Below are 26,135 nucleotides of genomic sequence, written 5' to 3' on the forward strand. Positions count from 1 at the left end.
GGTTTGTTTTTTTTTTTTAATAACCATATTATCGGTAACTTAAAAAAAAAAAATATGGTGGCGCGCGCGCGCCGGCGGGGGGGCGGCCCCCCCCCCCCGCGCTTGGTATTATCGCACCAGCAGAACCGGGATCTTGCAGGCGCGCAGCACCGCCGTCGTGGTCGAGCCGATCACCAGCGTGCGGATGCGCGAATGGCCGTAGGCGCCCATGACCAGCAGATCGGTCTTTTCCTCCGCCGCGACCTCCTCGATCACCTTTTCGGCGTGGCCGGGCCGGATGACAAGCCGGGCGGCGACATTGGCGGCCTCAAGGCGCTTGACGGCATCCGCCGCCTTTTGCGCCAACTGGTCGTTTTCCTTGCAAACCGCAAGCAGCGTGACGTCGGTCTTTTCCAGGATGGGGCTCGAGGTCACCCGCTCCACTGCCTTTTCAGCGCTGGCCCCGCCATCATAGGCGATCAGCACCTTGTGGATCGGCTTGAACGCGCGGGCGGCAACGAAGACCGGACGCCTGGCGGTGCGCACCGCCCGCTCCAGATTTGAGCCGAGATGGCCGGAGGCGAAATCCGCGCCTTCGCCGCGCTTGCCGATCACGATCAGCCGCGAATCCGCGCCGACGTCTTCGATCGCCTCGACGAAATCGCCATTGCGCATCTTGGTGGTGACGGCGGTGACGCCTTCCACCGAGAGCCGCTCGACGGCGGCTTCCAGCAATAGCCGGCCGCGTTTTTGCGCAAGCTTGGCATTTTGCGCATCGGCCTCCGCAAGCTCCTCCAGAAGCGCCGTACGCGCGCCAAGGCCGATCGAGCCGGAGAGGTTGGCGTGCGCCTGGCTATCGCGGGTGCGCCCCAGGACATGCACAAGCTCGACGGAGATGCCCAGTTGCCCGGCAATCCACGCGGCATGGTCGCACACGCTTTCGGCATAATTCGAGGCATCGATGAAAGCTGTCAGCTTTTCCATTTCCGTATCCTCCTAGTGGCCCTGTTGCTTCATGAATTCTTCGAGCGCGTCCGGCTTGTCGTGAACGGCGAGACGGTCGACGATGGTGGCGCTCGCCTCGTTGAGGCCGACGACTTCCACATCCGCGCCTTCACGGCGGAATTTCATCACAACCATGTCCAGCGCCGCAACACTTGAAATATCCCAGATATGGGCGCGGGTCAGGTCGATGACCACTTCCTCAAGCACTTCGCGGAAATCGAAGGCGGCGTTGAAATCCTCCACCGAGGCGAAGAACAACTGTCCCTCGACATGATAGGTGCGGGTCTTGCCGTCCGCCGAAAGTTCGGAGCGCACGCCGAAGAACTGGGCGATCTTCCAGGCAAAGAAGATGCCGGAGAGCAGCACGCCGACGAGCACGCCGATCGCGAGATTATGGGTGGCGACGACAACCGCGACCACCGCGACCATGACGATCGAGGAGGAGCGCGGATGATCCTTGAGGTTCTTGATCGAGGACCAGGAGAAGGTGCCGATCGAGACCATGATCATCACGGCGACCAGCGCCGGCATCGGGATCTGGCGCACCCATTGGTCGAGCACGACCACCAGGATCAGCAGCACGACGCCGGCAACGAAGGTGGAAAGCCGGCCTCGGCCTCCGGATTTGATGTTGATCATCGACTGGCCGATCATGGCGCAGCCCGCCATGCCGCCGATGAAGCCGGTGCAGAAATTGGCGATGCCCTGGCCGGCGCATTCCTGATTGCGGTTGGAGCGGGTGTCGGTGAGGTCATCGATCAGCTGCGCGGTCATCAGGCTTTCCAAGAGGCCGACCACGGCGACGGCGAGCGAATAGGGCAGGATGATCAGCAGCGTTTCAAGCGTCAGCGGCACCATCGGCAGATGGAAGAACGGGAAGCTTTCCGGCAATTCGCCCATATCGCCGACATTGCGGACATCGAGGCCGAAAGCCACTGCGACAATCGTGATCAGCACGATCGCGACCAGCGGCGAGGGGACGGCCTTGGTGACGTAAGGCAGAAGGTAGATGATCGCCAGCGCGGCCGCGACCAGAACATAGGTCATCGGCGTCACGTCGATCAGCTCCGGCAATTGCGCCATGAAGATCAGGATCGCCAGCGCATTGACGAAGCCGGTCATCACCGAGCGCGAGACGAACCGCATCAGCGCGCCGAGCTTCAATATGCCGAAGATCACCTGAATGACGCCGGCAAGCACGGTGGCGGCCAGCAGATATTCCAGCCCGTGGCCGGCGACCAGCGGCGTCATCAACACGGCGGTGGCCGCCGTGGCGGCCGAGATCATGCCCGGACGACCGCCGACGAAGGCGATGATGACCGCGATCGAGAACGAGGCGAACAGGCCGACCTTGGGGTCGACGCCGGCGATGATGGAAAAGGCGATGGCTTCCGGAATGAGCGCCATCGCCACGACGAGGCCGGAGAGAATATCGGCACGCGGCGTGCCGAACCACTCGCGGCGGTACGTGGAGAGCGAGAATGACATGTATGGTCCCTGAAATACTGTTTGCGGCGGGCAGCGCCCGGCTTGGGAGGAAACAGGTTTCAACGGTTGTCCGGCGGATCGGCGGCCGGAAGAGCCACCCGGATTTTCACCGGGTCCGGGGTTCATTGCGGCTTTCAATAGCGGGGAGCCGGGCCGGGGGCAAGGTTCGGGCGCGCAAAATATGGCGGAAAAAAGTACGGTTACTTCGACAGCAGCGCTTCCAACACTTCAATAACAAGCTGCTTATCTGAACGTGTTAGCGACCTGACGGATTGAGCAAACGTGAACATCTCATGGATGATATCATCCGGCATTTCACCAAGAACTTCCGCTTGAAACAATTCCAGTCTCTCAGTGTTGTATCGCGCGACGCTGGTGAAGCTGACCGCAGTTTTCCCCGTTCTCGACGGAGGCAGAAATGGAATGCGGCTACAATCGATAGAGAGCGTGTCGCGGTAGTCAGGATCGGAGTTGAGATAAAGAAACTTCCCGGCCGTTTCGTTTTCGGGAATGCAAACGCAAAAGTGGTATTTATTATACCCGGCGACAGGCGCGTAGATTTTCACTACATCGCCCGCTTTCATCAATTATGCGTTTTCCGCAATGAACTTCACTTCCATTGCCTTTTCGATATCGGGCACGTCAAAAAGCATCATGTAGCTCATATCGAATGCCTTCTGATTTCCATCGTCCTCCCAAGCATCAATGTAAGCCGGATCCTCATGCGTGAGCTTCCTGATCTGGCTGAATCCCAGCGACTTTACGGTGATGAATGCCTCCTCAAGTGCTTCAAAGTCGCTTTGTGACAGGATGTCCGGATCTGCTTCGCGTTTGGCCGCGAAGTAATTCCAAACCTTGGGCCCCGCCTGTTCCCTCGACCAGGGAAGGTCCTCGGCGGCGGGATCCTTCTTCAGCAAATCGTATACATGAGAGGGAACCGGGCCGTGCTCCATGGCGACATACTTGTCAAAGGTTATGGGCCGGCCGTACTCGTTGAGGTGGCGCCTGTCCGCAAGGAACACAGATTTAACAATGTCATACTGCGAAGCATTCTTAGATAGTCTGTCGGCTTCGCAGACGAGGTAGACAACGGACTCCAGGATTTTGGGTCGGTTAGCCTTAAGCTCAATGATGGGGGCTTTCGTGCGCATCATATCGCCTCACAAGCAATGATCGCGGTCTTGCGCCAATTTCTTGGCACTAAAACCAATTTGCAATCTAGATAGCATAAGTTTCCAATTTTTCAATCAGCAGCTCGCTGGAACCAAACCCCCTGCCTCGCCGTTGCAATCGCGTAGAGAGTATTTGTATCCGGAGCGTGGAACATGGCTTCAAGAGCGATTTGGAAAGGGCAGATGCGGTTGTCGCTGGTGTCGATTGCCGTGGAGCTTCATTCGGCCACCAGCCGGGCGTCCAGCATTTCCTTCCGCCAGATTCACAAGCCGACGGGCAAAAGGGTGCGCTATGAGAAGGTGGTCGAGGGCGTCGGGCCGGTCGATGCGGACGAGATCGTCAAGGGCTACGAGCAGAACGACGAGTATATCCTGATCGACCCGGAAGAGATCGACGCGATCAAGCTCGAGACCAAGAAGACCTTCGAGCTGGTGCAGTTCGTCGGCTCCTGCGAAATTCCGCCGATCTATTACGACAAGCCCTATTATATCGTGCCTGCCGATGATCTGGCGGAGGATGCCTACCGGGTGATCCGCGATGCGCTGAGGCGTTCGGAGAAGACCGCGCTCGGCCAGCTCACCATGCGCGGCAAGGAATATCTCGCCGCCGTGCGCCCCTGCGGCGACGGGTTGCTCTTGGAAACGCTGCATTACGCCGACGAGATCCGCAATGCCGACCCGCTGTTCTCCTCGATCGAGGACGAGGCGAGCGATGATGATCTGCTGGAGGTCGCCACCTCGCTGATCGACCGCAAGACCGCGCCGTTCAAGGCTGAAAACTACCATGATCACTATCGCGAGGCGCTAACGGAGCTGTTGAAGGCCAAGCAGAAGAACCGCAAGACCCCGCGCGCCAGCGCCGACGAGAGGAACCGCGCCTCCGGCACCAGCGACAATGTGGTGGACCTGATGAGCGCGCTGAAGAAGAGCCTGGACGGCGCGAAATCCGGCAAATCCACCGCCAAGCGCGGTTCGGCGGCGAAGAAAACCCCCGGAACCAAGTCCACCACGAAATCCTCAGGCCGCAAGAAGGCGTCGTGATATGGCCGCCCCCGACAAGCTTGCCGAATACGAAACCCGCCGCGACTTTGAAAAGACCAAGGAGCCGAAACGCGGCCGCGCCCGCAAGAGCCGCGCGGGCGATCTCAAATTCGTCGTGCAGAAGCATGATGCCCGAAGGCTGCATTTCGATTTCCGGCTGGAGTGGGACGGCGTGCTTCTAAGCTGGGCCGTGACCCGCGGCCCGAGCGATGACCCCGGCGAGAAGCGGCTGGCGGTCAGAACCGAGGACCATCCGCTGGATTACGCCGATTTCGAGGGCACCATTCCCAAGGGGCAATATGGCGGCGGCACGGTGATGGTGTGGGACGCCGGAAGCTGGGAGCCGCTGCACGACCCGGAGGAGGGGCTGAAGGAAGGCAAGCTGCATTTCCGCCTGAAGGGCGAGCGGATGCAGGGCGGCTGGGCGCTGGTGAAGATGCGCGGCCGGCGCGGCGAGAAGCGCGAGAACTGGCTCCTGATCAAGGAGCGCGACGACAAGGCCGGCGAGGAGCCCGACCGGCTGACGGAGGACTTCGAGGAAAGCGTCACCACCGGCCGCTCCTTCAGCGAGATCGAGGCCGGCCATGATGTGTGGAAACGCCGCACCAAAAAGCCCACTGACAAGCAGCACCCGCAGAAGAAAAAGCCGCGCGGAAAGGCGAAATTCCCCGCCTTCCGCAAGCCCCAGCTCGCCACGCTCTACGACGAGGCGCCCGACGGCGAGGACTGGATCCACGAAACCAAGTTTGACGGCTACCGCTGCATCGCCGCCCTCAGCAATGGCCAGGCAAAGCTCTACACCCGCTCCGGCAAGGACTGGACGGAGAAATACGGCGATCTGGCCGAGGCCTTCGCGCCGCTTGAGGGCGAAAACCTGCTGATCGACGGCGAGATCATGGCGGCCTCCGTGCCGAAGGATGGCTCGGCCTTCTCCGCCCTGCAGGCCGCCCTTCAGGAGGGCGCGCCGCTGATCTTCTACGTCTTCGATATTCTGGAGCGCGACGACAAATCGCTGACCGACCTGCCGCTCAGCGAGCGCAAGCAGCAGCTTGAGGAGGCGCTGGCGCCGCTCGACACCGAAGCGGGCCCGATCCGGCTTTCCACCTTTGTCGAGGGCGATGGCGGCGATATCCTGACAAAAATCTGCAAGGCCGGCGGGGAGGGGATCGTGTCGAAGCGGGCGGATGCGCCCTATCGCCACACCCGCACCAGCGCCTGGCGCAAGATAAAATGCTCGCGCCGGCAGGAATTCGTAATCGGCGGCTATTCGCCGTCCGACAAGAAGGGCCGGCCCTTTGCCTCGCTCCTCATCGGCCAGTATGATGATGACGGGGTGTTCTGCTATCGCGGCCGCGTCGGCACGGGGTTTGACGAGAAGACGCTGGATGATCTCGGCGACCGGCTGAAGCGCCTTGCCCGCAAGACCGCGCCCTTTGCCGAGGTGCCGCGCGAGATCGCCCGCGATGCGCGCTGGGTGACGCCGAAACTGACGGCGGAGATCGATTTTGCCGAGTTCACCGCCGATGGCCATGTCCGCCACGGCGCGTTTCTGGGCTTGAGAGAGGACAAGGAGGCAGGCGCGGTGCAGGCGGAGAAAGCGAAGGGCGACACGGTCGCCGGCATCGAGATCACCCATCCGGACCGCCAGCTTTTCGGCAAGGCCGGCGTCACCAAGGCCGATGTCGCCCGCCATTACGCGGCTGTCGGTAGCCGCATGCTGGAAATCGCCGGCCACCGCCCGGTCTCGCTGTTTCGCTGCCCGTCGGGCATTGATGGCGAGAGTTTCTTCCAGAAACACGCCGGCAAGGGCTTTCCCGACGAACTCGCCCGCATCGATATCGAGGAGAAGGACGGCGACACCGGCGAATATCTCTATGCGAAGGATGTGGCGGGCTTCGTCGCCGCCGCGCAGATGGGCACGATCGAGTTTCACGGCTGGGGCGCGCGCGCCGACAGGATCGAGGCGCCCGACCGGCTGATCTTCGACCTCGACCCGGATGAGGGCCTCGGCTTTGCCGAGACGAAGAAGGCCGCCTTCGAGATGCGCGAAGCGCTTTCCGAGATCGGCCTCCAATCGACCGCCATGGTCACCGGCGGCAAGGGTATCCACGTCATCGTGCCGCTGAAACGGACGGTGCGCTGGGAGACGGTCAAGGCCTTCGCCAAGACCTTCGCCCATATGATGGCCGAGGAAGACCCCGCGCGCTACATCGCCACCATGTCGAAGGAAAAGCGCAAGAACCGCATCTTCATCGACTGGCTGCGCAACGAACGCGGCGCCACCGCCATCCTCCCCTATTCGCTGCGCGCCCGCCCCAACGCCCCCGTGGCAACCCCCGTGACCTGGGAGGAACTGGACGCCCTGAAAAGCGCTGCTGCGTTTACGATCGACGATATGGCAGGGCGGCTGAAGGGCAGGGACCCGGCACTGGCGGTGAAGCCGCAGACGCTGGGGAAGGCGGTGATTGGAAGGCTGGAGAAGCGGGTGGGGTGAGGGGGGGAGATGGCGTCAAGGATCCACTAGCAACCATACGAATCGACTGATCACTTCCGACCTGCTTGCCGCTGATCGAAGGTTATTCGGCGCATGCCGAGAGCTTCTCGCACCATGTGGCCAGAAGCAAATTAGATTAACGACAGTTGGTCGGTCGGGTCGCTAAAGGTTGCTTCCGTGAAGGTCATACCCTTGATAGTGCCGATGTCATGGACCACCCTCGTAATGTGGTGGGTCGTATTGATTTGACGCCACGTCGTTCCATTGCCCGGCCCGTCCCACCCCTTGGCAGTTTTGTAAATATAGTCATCCGCCGAACTGAAGCTTCGCCCGGCAAACTTGCCGCTCCTGAGGATACGTTCGCAGACAGCGCGCATGACGGCTCCGGTCTTTCCCTCTTTTGAACCCCTTACCACGAGCCAGCTGTCGGAGGTCGTGTATCGGTAGTGCCGGATCGGAATGGCACCGGAGGATTTCCTGAACTCAAATGTTGAGCAATCAGCTCCATAGTCGCCGAAAATTAAATGTTCGGGCGAGGTCCCGTCGAGCTTAATCGCTTCTTTCCAAGCCAGCCACTCGTTGCGGGGGATGGTCGCGTTGCCGTCAGCAACAGCGGGATTCTTCCCAGGGTAATTCGAGCCTTGGAAGACCACCTGACGCCAACGACCGATATCTTGCAAGTCCTCAAGTGCGGCTTGTGCGATCCCGGCTACTGCGAGCGCATCGGAAAAGTCGGCATCTGAAAAGTCTGCTAAGATCGCGCACGCTTCCGGGGATACGCCGAGCGCGGAGATCGCGCCTGCCAAACGACCGCCGAGGTCCCTGTCGATTTCGCCGGATTCCACCCGTAACGCGACTTTAGTTTCTGCTGCGGGCAAAATAGCTGAACGAAAGGCTGCTGCGCGAGACCCGAGGGCGTCTGATAGCCCTATCACAGGTGTCAATTGGGCATGGGCCTGGCGTGCAACCTCGAACATCCTAGGCAACCATTCGACGCACTCCGCCTCGCCGAACTCCGAAAACAAGAAGCGCACATCAAGTAAGGCGTCGCGCATTTTCCAGTGATCAGCGATGCGGCGCCCCGTTTCGTATACAATCTCGTCCTTAGTGAGGAGTCGTTGCTTTTCCGGGTCGTGCTCCTTTGGTGGAGGAACTACAAGTTGGGGAACGATCTTATCTGCCACATCGGGAGCGAGCCCTTGCAGCCCTCGGTACTCGCCCTGCTTCAGGCGAAGTGTCGGAATGTAGATGGGGCGATTGCGAGTCATGGTCCTAAGTTCCTTTCGAAGACTCGATCAGGTGCTTTCTAACCGCGCCTCTACCGATCAAGTTGGAGAAGATTGCGAAGTTTCGCCTCTCTTTTTGGATCCTGCCGAAGACGATGGCGGGGTTTATCCCCAATTCTTTTGCGAATTTCTCGACCACCGCAGGAGATTTGGTGATGCGGGCTGGCGAGCGCTTCCATCGCTCTTCAGGGATCAATACGTTCGAGGCGAAGTCGTTGGCTTCCTGCTCGATCTCGTCAACGCTGGTTGTGTCGGTATCGTCGAAGAAGCCAGTGCGGAGGCCAGTGCGGTAATGGAGAATGACATGCCCGACCTCGTGCAGCAGTGTGAACCAAAAGTTGTCGACAGTATCTCGCCGCAACGTCAAGCCAATAACCGGCACGCCTTCTAACAGGAAAGCAGCGCCATCAACCTTCATTCCAGGTATTTGCGGCTCGGCTACCAGCACGATCCCTTTACTCAGCAGAAAATCGCGCGCACGCGCCGGTCCGTCTTTGTGCTGGCTGAGTCTCGCTAATTCCATGATCCAAGCTATGTCGAGAGGCCGATAGGCCACGGCGTAGGTGGAGATGATCTGCTCGGCGCGCCGAGTCACCCGAGCTTTCCAGGCCAGTAGCAAAAGGTCCTCTGAGTGGTCCTCCACATTCAACCCAGTTCGCAGCAAAGAAGGGCTACCGTATTTCAGTATGTGATCTGACACGTAGCGCTGAAGATAATTGAAGCTTTCTTCGGTAGCTAGAACTGCTGTATCTTCATTCCCGAACCAGCCGTTGGCGCGAGCATGTTTCAATATTTTCTTAACTTCAGCCGCAGAGACGTCATGCGCGATGTTCCAGCCGCCTCCGAACCACTGGGATAAGCCCATTCTCCAATCAACGCCCAAGAATCTCGCAATACGTCGAAAGTTGGCGAGGCTAATGGAATTATATCTGTCGGCTTCGTATCTTTGAACCTGCTGCTCTTTTAGGCCCAGTTTTCTTGCTAATTCCTTTTGTGTTAGCCCACGAGCTATACGAGCTACTATTAGCGTGAGACCAGGATCGTTCTCGGTCCTCCGTTCAAGCTCTCCAAAGTCCCCGGCCTTCGCTGCCTCGTACGCCTTAACGAGGGCTTCAAGTTCTTTTCTCTCGGTTTTTATTGCGTTTCTGAAGCCTGCAACTACCTGAGGAGGAAGGCCAGCGACTACGGGCTGAAACGCCTGTGCCGATGACAACAGTTCATCAAGCTCCGAAGCTATTGCTCGTGCTTCTCGCGCTTCCCGCTCGTTAAGAATCAACAAAAAATCGGACATGCCCCATAATACACAACAAAAATGTTGTGTGCAATGTGGCCGGAATTTTCGGCGTTCTCACCCTTGTTATTCGTCTTAGCTATCCCCCCCAAGCGCCGCCCCCACCAGCGCCTTGGCATCCGCGCTATCCCACTCCGCCGGGCCGTTCATCGCGCCGAGCAAACACCCGTTCTCGTCGATCAGCACCGTTGACGGCAGGCCGAAGGCCAGGCCTTCCTTTTTCAGGGTGTTGAAGGTCGTCATGGTTTCGTCGCGGTAGAAGGCGAGCGCGTTTATGCCGATGTCTTCGAGGAAGCGGAGCGGTTTTTCGTCGGTGCCTGTGTCGATGTTGACGGCGACGACCTCGAAGTTTTCGCCGCCCATATCGGCTTCCAGCCGGTCGAGCGCCGGCATTTCCTCGCGGCAGGGAATGCACCATGTGGCCCAGAGGTTCATCAGCACGGTCTTGCCGGAAAGGTCTGCAAGCGTGGTTTCGCCGTCGCTGTCGCGAAAGGCGAGGTTCGGGAGCTTTTGCGGCTTTTCGGCGGGGATGAAGGCGGCGACCTCGCCTATTGCGAGCGGCTTCAGGCGTTCGGCGGTCTCGACGGCGGGTTTGCACTGGCTTTCGGCGAGATCGCCCATGCCATTGCCAGTCACGGCGTTTTTCACGTATACCGCGACGGCGCCGGCAATCAGGCCAGCGGCAAGCGCGATTAGAACCAGTTTGGCGGAGACCGGGCTTTTGCGGCTCTTCTTCTCTGTCATGTCATTCTCCAGATAGGCACTTCATGGCTTCCGACAACAGCACCTCGAACAAGATGTGGGGCGGACGTTTCGCCTCCGGTCCCGATGCGATCATGGAGGAGATAAATGCCTCCATCGATTTCGACAAGGCGCTCTATAGCGAGGATATCGACGGCTCGATTGCGCACGCCACGATGCTTGCCGAAAAAGGCATCGTTTCGAAAGAGGACAGCGCCTCAATTATCGAGGGTCTCAATACAATTCGCCGTGAGATCGAGGCTGGCGATTTCGCCTTTTCGCGCCAGCTCGAGGATATTCACATGAATATCGAGGCGCGGCTGCGCGAGCTGATCGGCCCTGCCGCCGGTCGCCTCCATACCGCCCGCTCGCGCAACGACCAGGTCGCGCTCGACTTTCGCCTGTGGGTGAAGAAGGAGCTGCAGCGCACGGAAGCCGCGCTCACCCGACTGATCGGCGTGTTTTTGACGCGCGCGGAAGAGCATGCCGGAACCGTGATGCCGGGCTTCACCCATCTGCAGACAGCCCAGCCCGTCACCTTCGGCCATCACTGCATGGCCTATGTCGAGATGTTCGGCCGCGACCGCGCCCGCGTGCGCCACGCCATCGAGCATCTGGACGAAAGCCCGATTGGTGCTGCGGCGCTGGCAGGCACCGGCTTTGCCATCGACCGGCACATGACGGCGGAAGCGCTCGGCTTTTCCGGCGGGCCGACGCGCAATTCCATCGACACGGTGTCGGACCGCGATTTCGCGCTGGAGTTTCTGTCGCTCGCCTCGATCTGCGCCACGCACCTTTCTCGATTGGCAGAGGAAATCGTGATCTGGTCGACGCCGCAGTTCAATTTCGTGCGACTGTCGGATAGTTTTTCCACCGGCTCCTCGATCATGCCGCAGAAGAAGAACCCGGATGCCGCGGAACTCGTGCGCGCCAAGACCGGCCGCATCAACGGCGCGCTGGTGGCGCTTCTGACGGTGATGAAGGGCCTGCCGCTCGCCTATTCCAAGGACATGCAGGAAGACAAGGAACAGGTGTTCGACGCCGCCCGCAGCCTCGATCTGGCAATCGCCGCGATGACCGGCATGGTCGGCGACCTGACCGTCAATGTCGATGCGATGAAGGCCGCCGCCGGCTCCGGCTTTTCCACCGCCACCGACCTTGCCGACTGGCTGGTGCGCGAGGCGGGCCTGCCCTTCCGCGACGCCCACCACGCAACCGGCGCCGCCGTGGCGCTGGCGGAGAAGAAGGGCTGCGATCTGGCGAAACTCTCGCTGGAAGAATTGCAGGGCATCAACCCGGCGATCACCGGGGGCATTTTCGACGTGCTGACCGTGGAAGCCTCCGTCGCCAGCCGCAAGAGCTTCGGCGGCACGGCCCCGGACGAGGTGAGAAAGCAGATCGCCTGGTGGCGCGAGCGCGTCTGAGGGAGGCCGCATAGCCCCCCAGTCTTCTCGCCCCGGAGGGGAGAGATGTCGCGAAAGCGACAGTGAGGGGGGAGTCTATCCCCGCGAGCGCTCTCACGTTTCGAAATGCTGCATCACCCTCACTCCCCCTTTCGGGGGTATCTCTCCCGCAAGCGGGAGAGAATATTGGGAGCGAGCTTCGACTGCTCTATGCTCAGAAGCGTTCGCCCGCGCGGGTTTGACACGGTCCCGTGGGCGGCGACTTTCTTTCAGTCGCGCAATTTGGGGTGCACAAAGCGGTTCTGATCGGTTATCAGGGTGGCCAGGGCGTTTGCGTTTGCGGGGCCCGTATCCGGTTCGGGGCTCTTGATGAAGACGATCACGATTGCAGTTGTTGCGCTGATGGCGCTTTCCCTTGCTTCCTGCGGGCGACGCGGGCCGCTGGAAGTGCCGCCGCCCACGCCCGAGCAGCAGGCGCGCGCCGCCAAAACCCAGTCCGAGCCAACCATCCGGCTTGCGCCCAACGACAAGCCGATCGTGTTTGACGGCTCGGGCGACGATGTCGTCAATGACGGGCCGGATGCCGCCGTCGATGGCGAGCCCTTCCTTCTCGATCCACTGCTTAACTGACGCAGGCCAGACGTGAACCATTTCGAATATCGCGACGGCGTTCTCCATGCCGAGGGCGTTTCCATTCCGGCGATCGCGGCGGCCGTCGGCACGCCGTTCTATTGCTATTCCACCGCCACCTTCACCCGCCACTACAAGGTCTTCGCCGAGGCTTTCGCGGGTACGGACGCGCTGGTCTGCTACGCGGTCAAGGCCAATTCCAATCAGGCGGTGCTGAAGACGCTCGCCAATCTCGGCGCGGGCATGGATGTGGTTTCGGAAGGCGAATTGCGCCGGGCGCTGGCCGCTGGCGTCCCGGCCGAAAGAATCGTGTTTTCCGGCGTCGGCAAGACCGTGCGCGAGATCGATTTCGCGCTCGATGCCGGCATCTACTGCTTCAATGTCGAGTCCGAGCCGGAACTGGAGGTGCTGAACGCGCGCGCCGTGGCGAAGGGCGTCGTCGCCCCGGTCTCCTTCCGCATCAATCCGGATGTGGATGCGAAGACACATGCCAAGATTTCGACCGGCAAGAAGGAAAACAAGTTCGGCATCGCGTTTTCGCGCGCGCATGCAGTCTATGCCCATGCGGCCAGCCTGCCGGGCATTCGGATCACCGGCATCGACATGCATATCGGCAGCCAGATCACCGAGCTTTCCCCGTTCCGCGACGCCTTCCGGCTGATGCGCGAACTGGTCACGGAGCTGCGCGCCGCCGGCCACGCGATCGACCATGTCGATGTCGGCGGCGGGCTCGGCATTCCCTATCAGTTTGACAACAACCCGCCGCCGGAGCCGCTCGCCTATGCCGCCGTCATCCGCGAGGAACTGGCGGGTCTCGATTGCCGGATCGTGGCGGAGCCGGGGCGGATGATCGCCGGCAATGCCGGCATCTTCGTTACCGAGGTGATCTATGTGAAGGATGCCGAGGCCAAGAGCTTCGTCATCGTCGACGGCGCGATGAACGATCTGATCCGCCCGACGCTTTACGACGCCTGGCACGATATCCGCCCTGTGGCCCTGAAGCCCGGGGCGGAGCGGATCACCGCTGATGTCGTCGGCCCGGTCTGCGAAACCGGCGATTATCTGGCGCTTGCCCGTGAAATGCCGCGCCCCGCGCCCGGCGATCTGTTCGCGGTGATGACGGCGGGCGCCTATGGCGCGGTTCAGGCCGGCACCTATAATACCCGCCTTCTGGTGCCGGAAGTGCTGGTCGATGGCGACCGCTTCCACGTGGTGCGCCCGCGCGGCAGCTATGACGAGCTGATCGGCCTCGATTCGCTGCCGGATTGGCTTTAGGCCGGTCGCGGGAATGTGAACCGGGAATTTCCCGGCCTCACCTCGCTATCGACACAAAGCGTGCTATTCTGAAGCCACAACGCCGCGCGACCACAGGGGCTCATGACCGGGCAGAAACACACTGCGGGAAAACGCAAGGATGCAGTGGATGACGCGCTGACGCGCCGCATCCGCCGCAAGCGCGCGCTCACGCGCTTCAACCTCTTCGTCGAACAGCTCGCGCCGCTTCTGCTGTGGCCGGTCGCAGTGGTGGCGCTTTACGTCGCGCTGTCATGGCTCGGCGTGTTTCTGCTGCTGCCGTTCGCGGTCAGGATCGCGCTGCTGTTTTTCCTTGTCATCGGTTTCGTCGTCAGCCTGTGGCCGCTGCGCCATCTGCGCATTCCCTCGGCCCATGCCGCCGAGTGGCGGCTGGAGGCGCATAACGCGCTTGCCCATCAGGCGATTTCGGTGCGGCTCGATCGCCCGGCGCGGGAAACGCCGGAGGCGATGGCGCTGTGGCAGGCCCATCAGCGCCGCATGGCCGAGCGTCTCAGCGCAATCGACAGCTCCCCGCCGAAGCCGGATCTTTCCGCCGTCGACCCGTACGCCCTGCGCGCAATCCCCGTGCTGCTGCTGTTCGTCGCCTGGTTTTATTCCGGTCCCGACAGCGCGTCGCGGCTGGCCGATGCCTTCGCCCCGCCAGCAGGCGAGGGGGAGACGCAGGTGGCGCTCCGCTTCGACGCCTGGATTTCGCCGCCCGGCTATACCCGCAAGGCCCCGGTCTATCTTCAGGCCGATGGCGGGGAGGCGATCACTGGCATTCCCGAAGGGTCGGTGCTCACCGTCCGGCTTTCCGGTGAGGGCGCGGACCAGCCGATTACCTTCACGCCCGACGGCAATGACGAGGCGCAAGCACCTGCCGAGGCCGAACAGGGCGCGCTCGCCAACAGCGCCAGCTTCTCGCTCTCCTCCGGCGGCCGGCTGGACGCGGCCGGGCGAAGCTGGGAGATCACGGTCGATCCCGATGAAGCGCCGGTGATCGCCTTCAAGGGCACGCCGAAGGCGGCGGCGAACGGGGCACTGGAACTCGAATATACCTTGACCGACGATTACGGCGTCACCCGCGCTTATGCCGAGATCGCGCCGGCGGGCGATGTCGATCCGCATGCCGAGCCGGTCTATCCGCTGCCGGAATTTCCGCTCAACATGCCGGCGCGCTCGTCGAAGGATCATTCCGCCTTCACCAGCCGCAATCTGACGGAACATCCGCTGTCCGGCACGCCGGTCACGATCACGCTGGTGGCCGAGGACGCGGCCGGCCATGTCGGCAGAAGCCCGGCGCTGGAAATGGTGCTGCCGGAGCGCACCTTCCGCAATCTGCTTGCCGGTTCGGTTGCCGAGCAGCGCCAGATTTTTGCGCTCGACACGCGCCGCATGCCGGAGGCGCTGCAATATAGCGCGGCGATCACGCTCAGGCCGGAGGAGACGATCCCGGACCTCACGCAATTCCTGCTGATCAAGTCGGCGCAGACCCGGATGACGCTTGCTCACGATGAAGACAGCTATCGCGATACCGCCGACTACATGTGGGATATTGCCACCGGCATCGAGGACGGCGCGCTGTCGGATGCCGAGCGGCGTCTGCGCGAGGCGCAGGACGCGCTGAGCGAGGCGCTGGAAAATGGCGCATCGGACGCCGAGATCGCGAAGCTGATGCAGGAATTGCGCGAGGCAATGCAGCAATTCATGTCCGAGATGGCGCAGCGCATGCAGCCCTCCGAGCAGATGCCGGGCGATCAGCAGACGCTGCGCCAGCGCGATCTCGACAATCTCCTCAATCAGCTCGAAAACCTCGCCCGCTCGGGCAATCGCGATGCCGCCCAGCAGTTGCTGTCGGAGCTGCAGCGGATGATGAACAATCTCCAGCCGCCGTCCTCCACCGCCCAGCAGCAGGGCGGGCAACAGAATTCCGAGATGCGCCAGCAGATCGACAAGCTCGGCGAACTGATCCAGGAACAGCAGCGGCTGATGAACGAGACCTTCGACCTCGACCAGCAATTGCAGGACCGGGAACGCTGGGGCGATCCGCAGCCTTCGCCCGGGGAGCAGGGTGAGAACGGCGAGAAAGCGCCGCGCGACATGACGGCGGAAGAGTTGCGCGAGGCGCTGAAACAGCTTCAGGAGCAGCAGCAGGGGCTCGCCGAACAGCTCTCGGAAATGCAGCAGAAGCTTTCAGAACTCGGCATGCCGCCGGCGGAAGGCTTCGATCAGGCCGGCGAGGCCATGGAAGGGGCGGCCGGCGCGCTCGGCGAGGGCGAGGGTTCCGCGGCTGTCGAAGGGCAGGGCAACGCGCTGGAGGCGCTGCGCCAGGGCGCCCAGCAGATGATGAATTCGATGATGGCGCAGGGGCAGGGCCAGCAGGGACAGGGCCCGGGCGGCCAGACCGGCTGGGGCAACCAGGCCGGACGCGATCCGCTGGGCCGCAACCAGGGCGCCGACGGGCCCGACTTCGGCGACAATGTCGACGTGCCCGACGAGATCACCGTCCAGCGCGCCCGCGAGATTCTTGACGCCATCCGCGAGCGGCTGAACGAACAGGCCCCGCTGCCCTCCGAACCGCCCTATCTGGAACGGCTTCTGGAGCCCCAGTCACAGAACTGATTTTTGCTTCGATATGCCTTTAAAACGCACCCTTTCGGCGCCACTTGAATCAATGGCGCCCACACGGAAGCGCCGGCATCAAGGAGTATCGTCATGTCCCAGAGATTCGAAAACAAGACCGTCATCGTGACCGGGGGCGCTTCCGGTATCGGCGAGGCCTGCGTCCAGCTTCTGGCGCGCGAAGGTGCCAACGTCGTTGTGGCCGATCTCAATGAGGATCATGCGAAGAAAGCCGCCGCCGAGGTCGAGAAATCCGGCGGCAAGGCCGCCGCTTTCGCCGTTGACGTGAGCGACCCGAAGGCCGTGGAAGCCATGGTGGATTTCGCCGTCAAGACATATGGCGGGCTTTATGGCGCGGTCAACAATGCCGGCATCGGCGGTCCGTCGGAGCCGATCGGCGATTACGATATCGATACCTGGCACAAGGTGCTCAATGTCGACCTGCACTCCGTCTTCTATTGCATGAAATATGAGCTTGCCGCGATCGAGGCTTCGGGCGGCGGATCGATCGTCAACATGTCTTCGATCCTCGGGACCAACGGTTTTGCCACCGCGCCGGCCTATGTCGCCTCGAAACATGCGCTGGTCGGCATGACCAAGTCCGCGGCGCTGGAATATTCCAAGCGCGGCATCCGCATCAATGCCGTCGGCCCCGGCTTCATCCGCACGCCGCTGCTTGATGAAAACCTTGAGCCGGAGGCTATCGAAGGCCTCGTCGCGCTCCATCCGATCGGCCGGCTCGGCAAATCCGAAGAAGTCGCCGCCCTGACGGCCTTCCTGCTTTCCGAAGATGCCTCCTTCGTCACCGGCAGCTATCATCTGGTGGATGGCGGCTATTCCGCGCAGTAAGACAAGCAAAAGGCCGTTGCCCTCGGCGGGCAGCGGCCTTTTCAAAACTGCAGCGGCTTTAGCCCGACCCTATGCCGCCAGCGCGCGGGCCACGGCCTTGCGGATATCCGGCAGCGCGAAAGGCTTGGAGACCACGTCGACGATCTTTTCCATCAGGTCATCGGCGCGTTCGCGCTGCTCGGCAAAGCCGGTCATCAGCAGGATCTTGGTGCGCGGATGGTCGGTTGCGGTGGCGTGGGCCAACGCAATGCCGTCCATGATCGGCATGCGCACGTCGGAGAGAAGAAGATCGTAGTGGCTTTCGCTGAGAAGCTCGAGCCCCTCGGCACCATCGCAGGCCTCCACCGTTTCGTGGCCGTCAAGCCGCAATGCGCGGGCGACAAACATACGCAGCGATGCCTCGTCTTCGGTGATCAGAATCCTCGCCATGGCGCTATCCAGTTCTCTCTGTCTTTCAAAACCCGTCTTGCAAGCCTGTTGTTCCAGGCTTTGTTGCAATGGAGATGACCAGAACTTTCCTAGCGAGAGGTAAACATCGAAATGTGGCGGTTTATGTAGTTAACAAGCTGTTCGGACTGTCTTTATGCTTGATTAAGCATCCCCGGTCACCACGCCGACGAAAGGAAGCTCGCGGAAGGCATAGGCAACGTCCATACCGTAGCCGACAACGAACTTGTCCGGGCAGCGGAAGCCGGCATAATCGGCGTCGAGCGCTTCCTCGCGCTTGTTCTGCTTGTCCAAAAGAACCGCGACCGAAACATTGGCAGCGCCGCGTTCCAGCATCAGCTCACGGGCGAAACGCAGCGTGCGGCCCGATTCGAGAATGTCATCGATCAGCAGGACATCGCGGCCCTCGACCTCGCTGTCGATATCCTTGACCATCCGCACGGACTTGCCGACGGTGCCGGTGCCATAGCTCGACAGCGTCATGAATTCCACTTCCGGCGCGAGGCCGACCTTGTGCAGCGCGCGGATCAAATCGGCGGCGAACACGAAGGAGCCCTTCAGGATCGCGATCACGAGAAGGTCTTTCGACGGGCCGCTGGCGATCTCGCGGGCGAGTTCCTCATTGCGCGCGGCAATTTCCTCGGGCGAAAACAGGACTTCGATCTTTTTGCCGCGGACGACATGCATGGCGCGCTCCCTTGCCTCCAGCGCCGAGCCTTCAGGCCGGAAACGCCGTATATGTTTGAAGATGGCCGGTTTTACTGGGTTTGGCCGGGCTGGGCAATCGCAAGGCCGGGCGCAACCGCGCCTTGAGGCCAAAACGCCGTGGATATCCGCCAAAATCGCATAACTTGCGGCCTGTTCACGACCTGTTATTCATAATCGCGGATAATGGAGGGGATCGAACGACGAGGACAGTATCAGGGCATGGCACTGATTCAGTTTGAAAATGTTGGCTTGCGCTATGGAATGGGCCCGGAAGTCCTGCGCGACTTGACTTTCGACATTCCCAGGAACTCCTTCCAGTTCCTGACCGGCCCTTCCGGCGCGGGCAAGACGACGCTGCTCAGGCTGATGCTGATGGCGCTGCAGCCGACGCGTGGCCTGATCCGCCTGTTCGGCCGCGACGTCGCCGTTATCCCGCACAAGGAACTGCCGATGCTGCGCCGCCGGGTCGGCATCGTGTTTCAGGACTTCCGGCTGCTTGACCACATGACCACCTATGAGAACGTCGCCCTGCCGCTGAGGGTGCGCGGCAAGGATGAGGTCTCCTACCGCAACGACGTGATCGAACTTTTGAAATGGGTCGGGCTCGGCGAACGGCTCCACGCCCGCCCGCCGGTGCTTTCCGGCGGCGAGAAGCAGCGCGTGGCGATCGCCCGCGCGCTGATCGACCAGCCGGAAGTGCTGCTTGCCGACGAGCCGACGGGCAATGTCGATCCGCCGATGGCGCGGCGCATTTTGAGCCTGCTGGTGGAGCTCAACCGGCTGGGCACGGCCGTTGTCATCGCAACCCATGATATCGCGCTGATGGACCGCTACAATGCGCGCCGGATGATCCTTTCGGAAGGAAGGCTCGATATTCATGACTAGGCCGCCCCGCTCGCTCCGCGATCCGCGTCTGGAGGAAAGAGAACGCGCCGAACGACGCCTTGCCGAACAGCGCGCCGAGGAAGAGCGCCTGCTCGAGGCGCGGCGTCTGGAGGAGATCCGCCAGCAGCAGGAGGAAGCGGCCCGACGCCAGGCGGAGCAGCAGCGCCAGCTTGCGCAGCGCCGCGCCGAGGAACTGGAGGAGCGCCGGGCGAAGGAGCGTGAGGCCGCGCGACGACGAGAGGCCCAGCGGATAGAAGCTCAGCGGGCCGAAGAGGCCCGACAGGCGGCGCAGGCGCGGCAGAGGCCAACAAGCCCACCGCCGACCTTCCGGTCGCGGGCCAATCCCGTACCGCAAGGCCAGGAGACGCCGGTTGCGCAGCGCGCCGAGCCGCCTCGTCCGAGGGTTGCTCCATCCGCGGAACCCGCGCCGAAAACGCGGACCCAGCGTCCGACACCGGGCTCCAAGTCTGGCCCCAAGCTCGGCGTCAAGACCCGTTTCCGGCCCGAGCGTCAGGCACCGCGCAAGCCGACGCCGATCGTGCCGCCCTCCAATGTCCAGACGCGGGCGCTGATGGCCGTGGTGACGATCATGGCGTTTCTCGCCTGCCTGACGCTCGGCGCCGTCTCGATGGTGCGCGCGACCGCTGAAAGCTGGCAGGGCGGCATCTCGCGCGAGGTCACGATCCAGATCAAGCCGCGCGAGGGGCGCGACATGAACCAGGCGCTGCTGAACGCGCGCGATGTGGCGCTGCAATTCGTCGGAACGCTCGACGGGCGGGTGGTCGATGAGGCGGCAACCGAGCGGCTCCTGGAGCCATGGCTTGGCTCCGGGCTTGATTTCGACATGCTGCCCGTGCCGCGGCTGGTGATCGTGACCATCGACGAAAACAATCCGCCCGATTTCGCGGCCATGGCCGCGGCGCTGCAAAAGGCGGTGCCCGGCGCATCGCTTGATGATCACCGCGCCTGGGTGAGCCGGTTGTCGGCGATGGCGGATGCCACGACGACCATCGGCGTTTCGATCATGGCTCTGGTGTTTTCGGCGATGGTGCTGACGGTGGTGTTTGCAACGCGCGGCGCGCTCGCCGGCAGCCGCGACATCGTCGAGGTGCTGCATTTCGTCGGCGCGGAAGCCTCGTTCGTCGCCCGTCAGTTCCAGCGCCATTTCCTCAACGTCGCGCTCAAGGGCGCGTTCCTCGGCGGCGCGCTGGCCTGCCTGTTTTTCGTGCTGGCGCGGGTCTGGCAGCGGCGCTATCTCGCGACCCCCGGCGCGGATCAGACGACAGCGCTGTTCGGCACGATCTCGATAGGCTGGGGCGCCTATTTCGGCATCCTGCTCACCATCGTCGCGATTGCCGGGCTGACGGCGCTGACGACGCGGCTGACGGTGATCCGCACCATACGCGAGATCGACATTGTGCGCTCCGATCCGGAGCGGACCGATACGGTCTGATTTTTCAGAATCCTACCGCCGATCCGCCGCCTGAATTTCAACTCTATTTCCTGTGTTGTATAGGTTGGCGGGTCAGCCGTCTGATTCGGACGGTTTCACAAGCATTCAGATGGTGACCCCGCGAACCGGGCGCAAAACTGGAAATGGATCGGGCATGGCGGAAAGGGTGCGCAAGCCGCATGAAAAAGGCGGCAGCGAACACGGGACGCGGCGGCGTTCTGCCGCCGGCCGTCTCGCGCGCCTTGTCGGCTTCCTTCTGCTGGCCATCGTGCTGGTGTTCGGCGGCGGTTTTGTGGCGTTCTGCTACAACGCGCTCACCGCGAGGCCGCCGCAGATTTACGAAACCGATGCGATCGTGGTCCTCACCGGCGGCTCCCGCCGGATCGAGGAAGCGTTTGCGCTGCTGGAGGCCGGCGCGGGCGAGCGGTTGCTGATCTCCGGCGTCAATCCCTCGACCACGCCCGAGAGCATCCTCAATGTGATCGGCGGCGACAGCCAGCTTTTCGAATGCTGCGTCGATGTCGGTTACGAGGCGCTGGACACCTACGGCAATGCCGTGGAAACCCGCAAATGGATCGAGGAGCACGACTACCGCCGCATCCTCGTCGTCACCAGCGCCTACCACCTGCCGCGCGGACTGTTCGAACTCAGGCATATCGATCCGGATACCGTGTTCGTCGGCTATCCCGTGCCGTTCAGCGACCAGGATGCGTCGTGGCGGCAGAGCCTTCGCTATCTGAAGATTCTGGGCTCTGAATATATGAAATTCATCGGCGCTCACCTGCGCGCCGAGACCGGGCTCTCGGCGCTTGCCCCGGCCGGGGAGGAGAACTGATAGGCATGATCCGCTCCGCCGCCTTCAACATCGCCTTCTATCTCGGCACCGCGGTGCTGATGATCGTGCAGTCGCCCTATTATTTCCTGGCCTCGCGCAAGAACGCCTATCGGGTGGTGGTGCAGGGCTGGGGCCGGTTCGTGAACGCGCAGATGCGGCTCTGGGCCGGAGCGACGTTTACCATCGAGGGACTGGAAAACCTGCCGGACGGGCCGTGCATCATCGTCCCTAAGCATCAGTCCGCCTGGGACACGATCATGCTTTTGCCATGGATCCCGGATTCGGTGTTCATGCTCAAGCGCGAACTGATCCAGATGCCGCTGTTCGGCTGGTATCTCAAGAAGCAGCGCCAGATCGCCGTCGATCGCGCACAGACCGGCCGCGCCATGGCCGACGCGATTGCGCGCACCAAGGCCGAGGTCGAGACCGGGCGCCAACTCGTGATCTTTCCGGAGGGAACGCGCCGGCCGCCGGGGGCAGCCCCCGATTACAAGCGCGGCATCCAGCGGCTCTACCGCGATCTCGGCGTGCCGGTCATTCCGGTGGTCATGCATCCCGGCCTGTTCTGGCCGCGCGGCAGTTTCCGCCGCCAAAGCGGGCATTTCAAGGTCCGCATCCTGCCGGCGATTGCGCCCGGAAAGGAGCCGCGGCAGTTTTTCGATCAGCTTGTCGCGACCATGGAGCGCGAAAGCGATCGTCTGCTGATCGAAACCGTCGACGCCAATCCGCATCTCGACCTGCCGGAGGTGACCCGCAAGCGCGTTGCCGAGCTGCGGGCATCAGCCGGAGCTTAGAGCGCGTCTCGCCGCACCGGGCGCGGCTGTTCGTTTTTCAGCAGTCCCGCGATCGTTTCCAGCGCTGCGTCATTGATCTGCATCTCGCGCAGATGGTCTACGGTGTTCAGGAGGTAATCGCGATTGGGGCCCGACTGGCCGTGGCCGCCCCGCACCAGTTCGGCAGCGTGATCAAGATCGAGCTTGCCGGCATATTGCTCGTGCGCATGATCGACGACATAGGTGATGGCGGGCACATTCTCGCCCGATGACAGGCGGACAGGCAGCACCAGTTCGCGGTAAACGCGGGTGACCAGTTCGCGGCCGCGCAGATAGGCGAGGATTTCCTCCTCGTCCTTGACCCTGGCGGCGAGCGCCACGCCCTCGCAGAAACCGCCCCGGTCGAGGCCGAGCACCAGGCCCGGCTTGTGGGCGGTGCCGCGGTGGACATGGGAATAGACGCAGAGGCTGCGGTGATAACCCGCAAGCCGGGCGGGCATGCGTCTGTGGGTCGCAAAACCCGGGTTCCACATCAGCGAGCCGTAGCCAAATATCCAGAATTCGTCCATATGCTATTGCCTGACACCGTTGAGTTCCGAAATTACAATGAGGCCCATGATGGCGAGATCAACCCGAACGCGCAAGTTTCTGAAATGGACGCTCATCGTTCTGATCGCGGTGATCGTCGCCTATGCCCTCGGCTGGTTCTATATCGCCCGCACCGTCAAGGCCCGGATTTTCACGCTGCTTCAGGGCCAGGATCAGCAAAACGTCGTCGTGAACTGCGAGGACATCGGCTATAACGGCTTTCCCGCCAAATTCGGTTTTTTCTGTGACAGCCTGCATGTGCGCGACCGGACGTCGGATTCGGTTTTCGACGCACCGCAACTTATGGCCGAGGCGCCGGTCTATTCGCCGTGGTCGGTTCTGGCGACGCTCACCGGCCCCGCCACGCTGCAAAACGACGCCGGCATGCTGTTGCGCGCGGAGTGGCAGGATTTCGGCGGCAAGCTGATCTACAGGGGCGGCGCGCCGCGTCTCGTCTCCTTCGATTTCGAGGCCGTGACCGCCCGTTTCGCCGATCCCCAGGGTCGACAGGGAACGCTGACGGCGGAGCAGGGGCAGGGGCTGGTGCGCAATGACAACGGCGATCTCGATGTCGCGCTGAACCTGAACGAGGCGGTGCTGCGCCCGCAAAACAATGCCGAGGCCTTGCCCGCCGTGTCGCTCAACCTTCTGGCGACCGTCGATGATGGCGGTGCGTTGCTCGAAACCGATTTCCATCCGCAAATGCTGCGCGGCAAGAGCGGGATCGTCAACCAGGCGGCGCTCGCGATCGGCGAAAGTCAGTCGATGATGGCGGTCTCGGGCCGCTTTGCCTTCGACAAGGACGGCTATCTCGATGGTCGCTTCAGCTTCGAGCTGACCGGCATAGATGGCGTGGCCCAGCTTGCCGCGCTCAGCTTCCCCGGCGCTGCCGGCGTCATCAATTCCGTCACCGGCCTGGTCAAGAATTTCACCGGCGGCCAGCGCACGGTGACGCTCGATGTGCGCGTCGAACACGGCAGAGCCGTGCTCGGTTTCATCCCGCTCGGCAAGATACCGCCTCTTTGACGTGATGCGCTAATCTTTGTCGTCGAGCGCGTGGCGGCCGAAGTCGGCGGCTTCGACATCCTGTCCGGCCTCGATGATAGAGCGACGGATGTCGCGGGTGCGGCTGAAGAGCTCGAACAGCTTGTCGCCCTCGCCCCAGCGGATCGCGCGCTGGAGATAGGCGAGGTCTTCCGAAAAACGCGCCAGCATTTCGAGAATGGCATCGCGGTTGTGCAGGCAGACGTCGCGCCACATGGTGGGGTCCGAGGCGGCAAGACGGGTGAAGTCGCGGAAGCCGGAGGCGGAATACTGGATTACTTCCGATTCGGTCACCGTCTCCAGATCATCGGCGGTGCCGACGATATTGTAGGCGATGATATGCGGCAGGTGCGAGACGATCGCCAGCACCTTGTCGTGGTGATCGGCAGCCATGGTGTCGACCTTGGAGCCGATCGCCTGCCAGAACCGGGTGAGCTTGTCGACGGCTGCCGGATCGGCGTCGTCCGCAGGCGTCAGGATGCACCAGCGGCCCTTGAAAAGACCGGTGAAGCCGGCATCCGGCCCGGATTTCTCCGTGCCCGCGATCGGGTGGCCGGGGATGAAATGCACGTTCTCGGGCACGAAGGGCGACATCTGGGCGATGACGGAGGCCTTGGTGGAGCCGACATCGGTCAGGATCGCGCCGGGCTTCAGATTGGGCGCGATGCGCTCTGCCACCGCGCCGGACGCGCCGACGGGCACCGAAACGATCACCAGATCCGCGCCGCGCACCGCGTCTTCGGCGGACGCGGTGTAGCGGTCGCCCAGCCCCAGTTCCTCCGCCCGCCGCAGCGTCTCCGGCGAGCGCGTCGAGACGATGATCTCGCGCGCAAGCCCCTTGGCGCGGATATCGCGGGCAAGCGAGGAGCCGATCAGGCCGATGCCGATCAGCGCTATGCGTTCGAATGCAATCATGCCTTTTCCGTTTCGGGCGCGGCGGCGAGAAACGCCTTCAGCGCCTCGATGACGCCGAGATTGGCCTCTTCGGTGCCGACGCTCATGCGCAGCGCATTCGGGAAGCCGTAGCCGGCGACGGCCCGCAGGATATAGCCCCGCGCGCTGAGATAGCGGTCGGCGTCGGCCGCGCGCTTGCCATCCTCATCGGGGAAATGAATCAGCACGAAATTGGCGACCGACGGCGTGACCGTCAGGCCGAGCGCGTTGAGTTCATCGGTCAGCCGCTCGATCCATTTCAGATTGTAATCGATCGCCGCCCGGGTAAAGGCGTCGTCCCTGATCGCCGCCGTCGCAGCCGCGATCGCCGGCGCGTTGAGGTTGAACGGCCCGCGCACCCGCTCCAGCGCCGCGATGATATCGGACGGGCCGTAAAGCCAGCCGACCCTGAGTGCGGCAAGTCCATAGATCTTCGAAAAGGTCCGGGTCATGACCACATTGTCATTCTCGGCGACCAGTTCCAGCCCGGCCTCGTAATCATTGCGGCGGACATATTCGGCATAAGCGGCGTCGAGCACCAGCACCACGTTTTTCGGCAGGCCGGCATGCAGCCGCCGGATTTCGGAGAACGGCACATAGGTGCCGGTCGGGTTGGCCGGGTTGGCGATGAAGACGACGCGGGTCCTCTCGGTGACGGCCGCGAGAATCGCGTCGACATCGACCCGCGCCTCCTTTTCCTTCACCGTGACGGGTGTCGCGCCATTCGCCAGAATCTGGATCTTGTAGACCAGGAAGCCGTGCTCGGTGATGATCGCCTCGTCGCCCTCGCCAAGATAGACATGGGCGATCAGGCCGAGCAGTTCGTCGGAACCATTGCCGCAGATGATATTGCCGGTGTTGAGGCCGTATTTGGCGGCAATCGCCTCGCGCAGCGCGCTTGACTGGCCGTCGGGATAGAGCGCGAGGTGTTCGCCGACGGACTGCATGGCGGCGATCGCCTTCGGGCTCGGCCCGAGCGGGGTCTCGTTCGATGACAGCTTGTGAACCTTGCCAGTGCCCTCGCCATGGGACTTGCCGGGCACATAGGCGGCAATCTCCATAATGCCGGGACGCGGCGTTGGCTTGATCATCTGTTCGGTCATCGGAAACCTCGAAAAATTGTCGGCCTTTTCCGGCCGGTTTTTAGCGTCAGCAGCAATAATTGCGATTGGGGT

Annotated in this window: 24 protein-coding genes and 1 other annotated feature; of the genes, 12 read left to right on the top strand and 12 right to left on the bottom strand. The window is 62.4% G+C overall.

Annotated elements, in window-relative coordinates:
• Positions 1-108: 108 nt before the first annotated feature.
• From V6767_RS12010 to V6767_RS12025, 4 genes are all read right to left on the bottom strand, one after another.
• Positions 109-963: a universal stress protein gene (locus tag V6767_RS12010; RefSeq protein ID WP_448473711.1), complete on the bottom strand. Its 855-nt coding sequence runs from the start codon at positions 961-963 to the stop codon at positions 109-111.
• 12 nt (positions 964-975) lie between these two features.
• Positions 976-2,472 (bottom strand): SulP family inorganic anion transporter, encoded by a 1,497-nt coding sequence (locus V6767_RS12015; RefSeq protein WP_448473712.1) that lies wholly within the window; start codon positions 2,470-2,472, stop codon positions 976-978.
• Positions 2,473-2,536: 64 nt separating this feature from the next.
• Positions 2,537-2,592 (bottom strand) — a sequence feature (sul1 is cis-regulatory element that is thought to sense ions involved in sulfur or methionine metabolism; They are found in Alphaproteobacteria).
• 80 nt (positions 2,593-2,672) lie between these two features.
• On the bottom strand, positions 2,673-3,056 hold the full coding sequence (locus V6767_RS12020; RefSeq protein ID WP_448473713.1) for a hypothetical protein: 384 nt from the start codon (positions 3,054-3,056) through the stop codon (positions 2,673-2,675).
• A 3-nt stretch (positions 3,057-3,059) separates the two neighbouring features.
• Positions 3,060-3,626, bottom strand: a complete 567-nt coding sequence (locus V6767_RS12025; protein ID WP_448473714.1) for a Panacea domain-containing protein — start codon at positions 3,624-3,626, stop codon at positions 3,060-3,062.
• A 201-nt stretch (positions 3,627-3,827) separates the two neighbouring features.
• Here V6767_RS12025 and ku point away from each other — a divergent pair, with 201 nt between their 5' ends.
• A complete protein-coding gene (gene ku / locus V6767_RS12030) occupies positions 3,828-4,685 on the top strand; it encodes a non-homologous end joining protein Ku (protein ID WP_448473715.1) in 858 nt (285 codons plus the stop codon).
• Position 4,686: 1 nt separating this feature from the next.
• Entirely contained in the window at positions 4,687-7,179 is a 2,493-nt protein-coding gene (ligD, locus tag V6767_RS12035) for a DNA ligase D (RefSeq protein ID WP_448473716.1), read from the top strand.
• A 131-nt stretch (positions 7,180-7,310) separates the two neighbouring features.
• Here the strand turns inward: ligD and V6767_RS12040 are convergent, their stop codons facing one another.
• From V6767_RS12040 to tlpA, 3 genes are all read right to left on the bottom strand, one after another.
• Complete coding sequence (locus V6767_RS12040) at positions 7,311-8,447, bottom strand: beta family protein (RefSeq protein ID WP_448473717.1); 1,137 nt, start codon at positions 8,445-8,447, stop codon at positions 7,311-7,313.
• Positions 8,448-8,451: 4 nt separating this feature from the next.
• On the bottom strand, positions 8,452-9,756 hold the full coding sequence (locus tag V6767_RS12045; RefSeq protein WP_448473718.1) for a helix-turn-helix domain-containing protein: 1,305 nt from the start codon (positions 9,754-9,756) through the stop codon (positions 8,452-8,454).
• A 75-nt stretch (positions 9,757-9,831) separates the two neighbouring features.
• On the bottom strand, positions 9,832-10,500 hold the full coding sequence (tlpA, locus tag V6767_RS12050; RefSeq protein ID WP_448473719.1) for a thiol:disulfide interchange protein TlpA: 669 nt from the start codon (positions 10,498-10,500) through the stop codon (positions 9,832-9,834).
• 23 nt (positions 10,501-10,523) lie between these two features.
• On the opposite strand from tlpA, the gene argH reads away from it, so the two are divergent.
• The 5 genes from argH (at position 10,524) to V6767_RS12075 (ending at position 17,294) form a co-directional block, all read left to right on the top strand.
• Complete coding sequence (gene argH, locus V6767_RS12055; RefSeq protein ID WP_448473720.1) at positions 10,524-11,921, top strand: argininosuccinate lyase; 1,398 nt, start codon at positions 10,524-10,526, stop codon at positions 11,919-11,921.
• Positions 11,922-12,269: 348 nt separating this feature from the next.
• Entirely contained in the window at positions 12,270-12,530 is a 261-nt protein-coding gene (lptM, locus tag V6767_RS12060) for an LPS translocon maturation chaperone LptM (protein WP_448473721.1), read from the top strand.
• Positions 12,531-12,542: 12 nt separating this feature from the next.
• Entirely contained in the window at positions 12,543-13,805 is a 1,263-nt protein-coding gene (gene lysA, locus V6767_RS12065) for a diaminopimelate decarboxylase (protein ID WP_448473722.1), read from the top strand.
• Between the two features lie 102 nt (positions 13,806-13,907).
• Positions 13,908-16,445: a TIGR02302 family protein gene (locus V6767_RS12070; RefSeq protein ID WP_448473723.1), complete on the top strand. Its 2,538-nt coding sequence runs from the start codon at positions 13,908-13,910 to the stop codon at positions 16,443-16,445.
• Between the two features lie 93 nt (positions 16,446-16,538).
• Positions 16,539-17,294, top strand: a complete 756-nt coding sequence (locus V6767_RS12075; protein ID WP_448473724.1) for an SDR family NAD(P)-dependent oxidoreductase — start codon at positions 16,539-16,541, stop codon at positions 17,292-17,294.
• A gap of 69 nt (positions 17,295-17,363) precedes the next feature.
• Here V6767_RS12075 and V6767_RS12080 read toward each other — a convergent pair whose 3' ends face one another.
• Both V6767_RS12080 and hpt read right to left on the bottom strand, forming a co-directional pair.
• Positions 17,364-17,723: a response regulator gene (locus tag V6767_RS12080; protein ID WP_448473725.1), complete on the bottom strand. Its 360-nt coding sequence runs from the start codon at positions 17,721-17,723 to the stop codon at positions 17,364-17,366.
• 162 nt (positions 17,724-17,885) lie between these two features.
• Complete coding sequence (gene hpt, locus V6767_RS12085) at positions 17,886-18,428, bottom strand: hypoxanthine phosphoribosyltransferase (RefSeq protein WP_448473726.1); 543 nt, start codon at positions 18,426-18,428, stop codon at positions 17,886-17,888.
• A gap of 246 nt (positions 18,429-18,674) precedes the next feature.
• Between hpt and ftsE the strand changes: the two genes are divergently transcribed.
• The 4 genes from ftsE (at position 18,675) to V6767_RS12105 (ending at position 22,416) form a co-directional block, all read left to right on the top strand.
• The gene (ftsE, locus tag V6767_RS12090; protein WP_448433110.1) at positions 18,675-19,334 is read left to right on the top strand and encodes a cell division ATP-binding protein FtsE; all 660 of its coding nucleotides are present in this window, start codon (positions 18,675-18,677) and stop codon (positions 19,332-19,334) included.
• A gap of 571 nt (positions 19,335-19,905) precedes the next feature.
• Positions 19,906-20,787 carry a cell division protein FtsX gene (locus V6767_RS12095; protein ID WP_448473785.1) on the top strand — a complete coding sequence of 294 codons (882 nt, stop codon included), beginning with the start codon at positions 19,906-19,908 and terminating at the stop codon, positions 20,785-20,787.
• A 154-nt stretch (positions 20,788-20,941) separates the two neighbouring features.
• Positions 20,942-21,622, top strand: a complete 681-nt coding sequence (locus V6767_RS12100) for a YdcF family protein (RefSeq protein WP_448473727.1) — start codon at positions 20,942-20,944, stop codon at positions 21,620-21,622.
• A gap of 5 nt (positions 21,623-21,627) precedes the next feature.
• Positions 21,628-22,416, top strand: coding sequence for a lysophospholipid acyltransferase family protein (locus V6767_RS12105; protein WP_448473728.1), 789 nt, complete (start codon positions 21,628-21,630; stop codon positions 22,414-22,416).
• Here the strand turns inward: V6767_RS12105 and V6767_RS12110 are convergent.
• Entirely contained in the window at positions 22,413-22,964 is a 552-nt protein-coding gene (locus tag V6767_RS12110) for a gamma-glutamylcyclotransferase (protein WP_448473729.1), read from the bottom strand. The two genes, V6767_RS12105 and V6767_RS12110, sit on opposite strands and share 4 nt — an antisense overlap.
• A 49-nt stretch (positions 22,965-23,013) precedes the next feature.
• On the opposite strand from V6767_RS12110, the gene V6767_RS12115 reads away from it, so the two are divergent.
• Positions 23,014-24,009, top strand: coding sequence for a DUF2125 domain-containing protein (locus V6767_RS12115; RefSeq protein WP_448473730.1), 996 nt, complete (start codon positions 23,014-23,016; stop codon positions 24,007-24,009).
• A 9-nt stretch (positions 24,010-24,018) separates the two neighbouring features.
• On the opposite strand, the gene V6767_RS12120 is transcribed toward V6767_RS12115, so the two are convergent.
• Positions 24,019-24,942, bottom strand: a complete 924-nt coding sequence (locus tag V6767_RS12120; RefSeq protein ID WP_448473731.1) for a prephenate/arogenate dehydrogenase family protein — start codon at positions 24,940-24,942, stop codon at positions 24,019-24,021.
• The gene (gene hisC / locus V6767_RS12125) at positions 24,939-26,063 is read right to left on the bottom strand and encodes a histidinol-phosphate transaminase (protein WP_448473732.1); all 1,125 of its coding nucleotides are present in this window, start codon (positions 26,061-26,063) and stop codon (positions 24,939-24,941) included. Before hisC ends, V6767_RS12120 begins: the two co-directional genes overlap by 4 nt.
• Positions 26,064-26,135: the final 72 nt, after the last annotated feature.

This window comes from Martelella sp. FLE1502, from assembly GCF_053484255.1.

What these genes read in the sequence shown, in the direction of transcription:
- V6767_RS12010 (WP_448473711.1), bottom strand. Translation starts at nt 963, where the DNA reads ATGGAAAAGCTGACAGCTTTCATCGATGCCTCGAATTATGCCGAAAGC.
- V6767_RS12015 (WP_448473712.1), bottom strand. Translation starts at nt 2,472, where the DNA reads ATGTCATTCTCGCTCTCCACGTACCGCCGCGAGTGGTTCGGCACGCCG.
- V6767_RS12020 (WP_448473713.1), bottom strand. Translation starts at nt 3,056, where the DNA reads ATGAAAGCGGGCGATGTAGTGAAAATCTACGCGCCTGTCGCCGGGTAT.
- V6767_RS12025 (WP_448473714.1), bottom strand. Translation starts at nt 3,626, where the DNA reads ATGATGCGCACGAAAGCCCCCATCATTGAGCTTAAGGCTAACCGACCC.
- ku (WP_448473715.1), top strand. Translation starts at nt 3,828, where the DNA reads ATGCGGTTGTCGCTGGTGTCGATTGCCGTGGAGCTTCATTCGGCCACC.
- ligD (WP_448473716.1), top strand. Translation starts at nt 4,687, where the DNA reads ATGGCCGCCCCCGACAAGCTTGCCGAATACGAAACCCGCCGCGACTTT.
- V6767_RS12040 (WP_448473717.1), bottom strand. Translation starts at nt 8,447, where the DNA reads ATGACTCGCAATCGCCCCATCTACATTCCGACACTTCGCCTGAAGCAG.
- V6767_RS12045 (WP_448473718.1), bottom strand. Translation starts at nt 9,756, where the DNA reads ATGTCCGATTTTTTGTTGATTCTTAACGAGCGGGAAGCGCGAGAAGCA.
- tlpA (WP_448473719.1), bottom strand. Translation starts at nt 10,500, where the DNA reads ATGACAGAGAAGAAGAGCCGCAAAAGCCCGGTCTCCGCCAAACTGGTT.
- argH (WP_448473720.1), top strand. Translation starts at nt 10,524, where the DNA reads ATGGCTTCCGACAACAGCACCTCGAACAAGATGTGGGGCGGACGTTTC.
- lptM (WP_448473721.1), top strand. Translation starts at nt 12,270, where the DNA reads ATGAAGACGATCACGATTGCAGTTGTTGCGCTGATGGCGCTTTCCCTT.
- V6767_RS12070 (WP_448473723.1), top strand. Translation starts at nt 13,908, where the DNA reads ATGACCGGGCAGAAACACACTGCGGGAAAACGCAAGGATGCAGTGGAT.
- V6767_RS12075 (WP_448473724.1), top strand. Translation starts at nt 16,539, where the DNA reads ATGTCCCAGAGATTCGAAAACAAGACCGTCATCGTGACCGGGGGCGCT.
- V6767_RS12080 (WP_448473725.1), bottom strand. Translation starts at nt 17,723, where the DNA reads ATGGCGAGGATTCTGATCACCGAAGACGAGGCATCGCTGCGTATGTTT.
- hpt (WP_448473726.1), bottom strand. Translation starts at nt 18,428, where the DNA reads ATGCATGTCGTCCGCGGCAAAAAGATCGAAGTCCTGTTTTCGCCCGAG.
- V6767_RS12095 (WP_448473785.1), top strand. Translation starts at nt 19,906, where the DNA reads ATGGCCGTGGTGACGATCATGGCGTTTCTCGCCTGCCTGACGCTCGGC.
- V6767_RS12100 (WP_448473727.1), top strand. Translation starts at nt 20,942, where the DNA reads ATGGCGGAAAGGGTGCGCAAGCCGCATGAAAAAGGCGGCAGCGAACAC.
- V6767_RS12105 (WP_448473728.1), top strand. Translation starts at nt 21,628, where the DNA reads ATGATCCGCTCCGCCGCCTTCAACATCGCCTTCTATCTCGGCACCGCG.
- V6767_RS12110 (WP_448473729.1), bottom strand. Translation starts at nt 22,964, where the DNA reads ATGGACGAATTCTGGATATTTGGCTACGGCTCGCTGATGTGGAACCCG.
- V6767_RS12115 (WP_448473730.1), top strand. Translation starts at nt 23,014, where the DNA reads ATGGCGAGATCAACCCGAACGCGCAAGTTTCTGAAATGGACGCTCATC.
- V6767_RS12120 (WP_448473731.1), bottom strand. Translation starts at nt 24,942, where the DNA reads ATGATTGCATTCGAACGCATAGCGCTGATCGGCATCGGCCTGATCGGC.
- hisC (WP_448473732.1), bottom strand. Translation starts at nt 26,063, where the DNA reads ATGACCGAACAGATGATCAAGCCAACGCCGCGTCCCGGCATTATGGAG.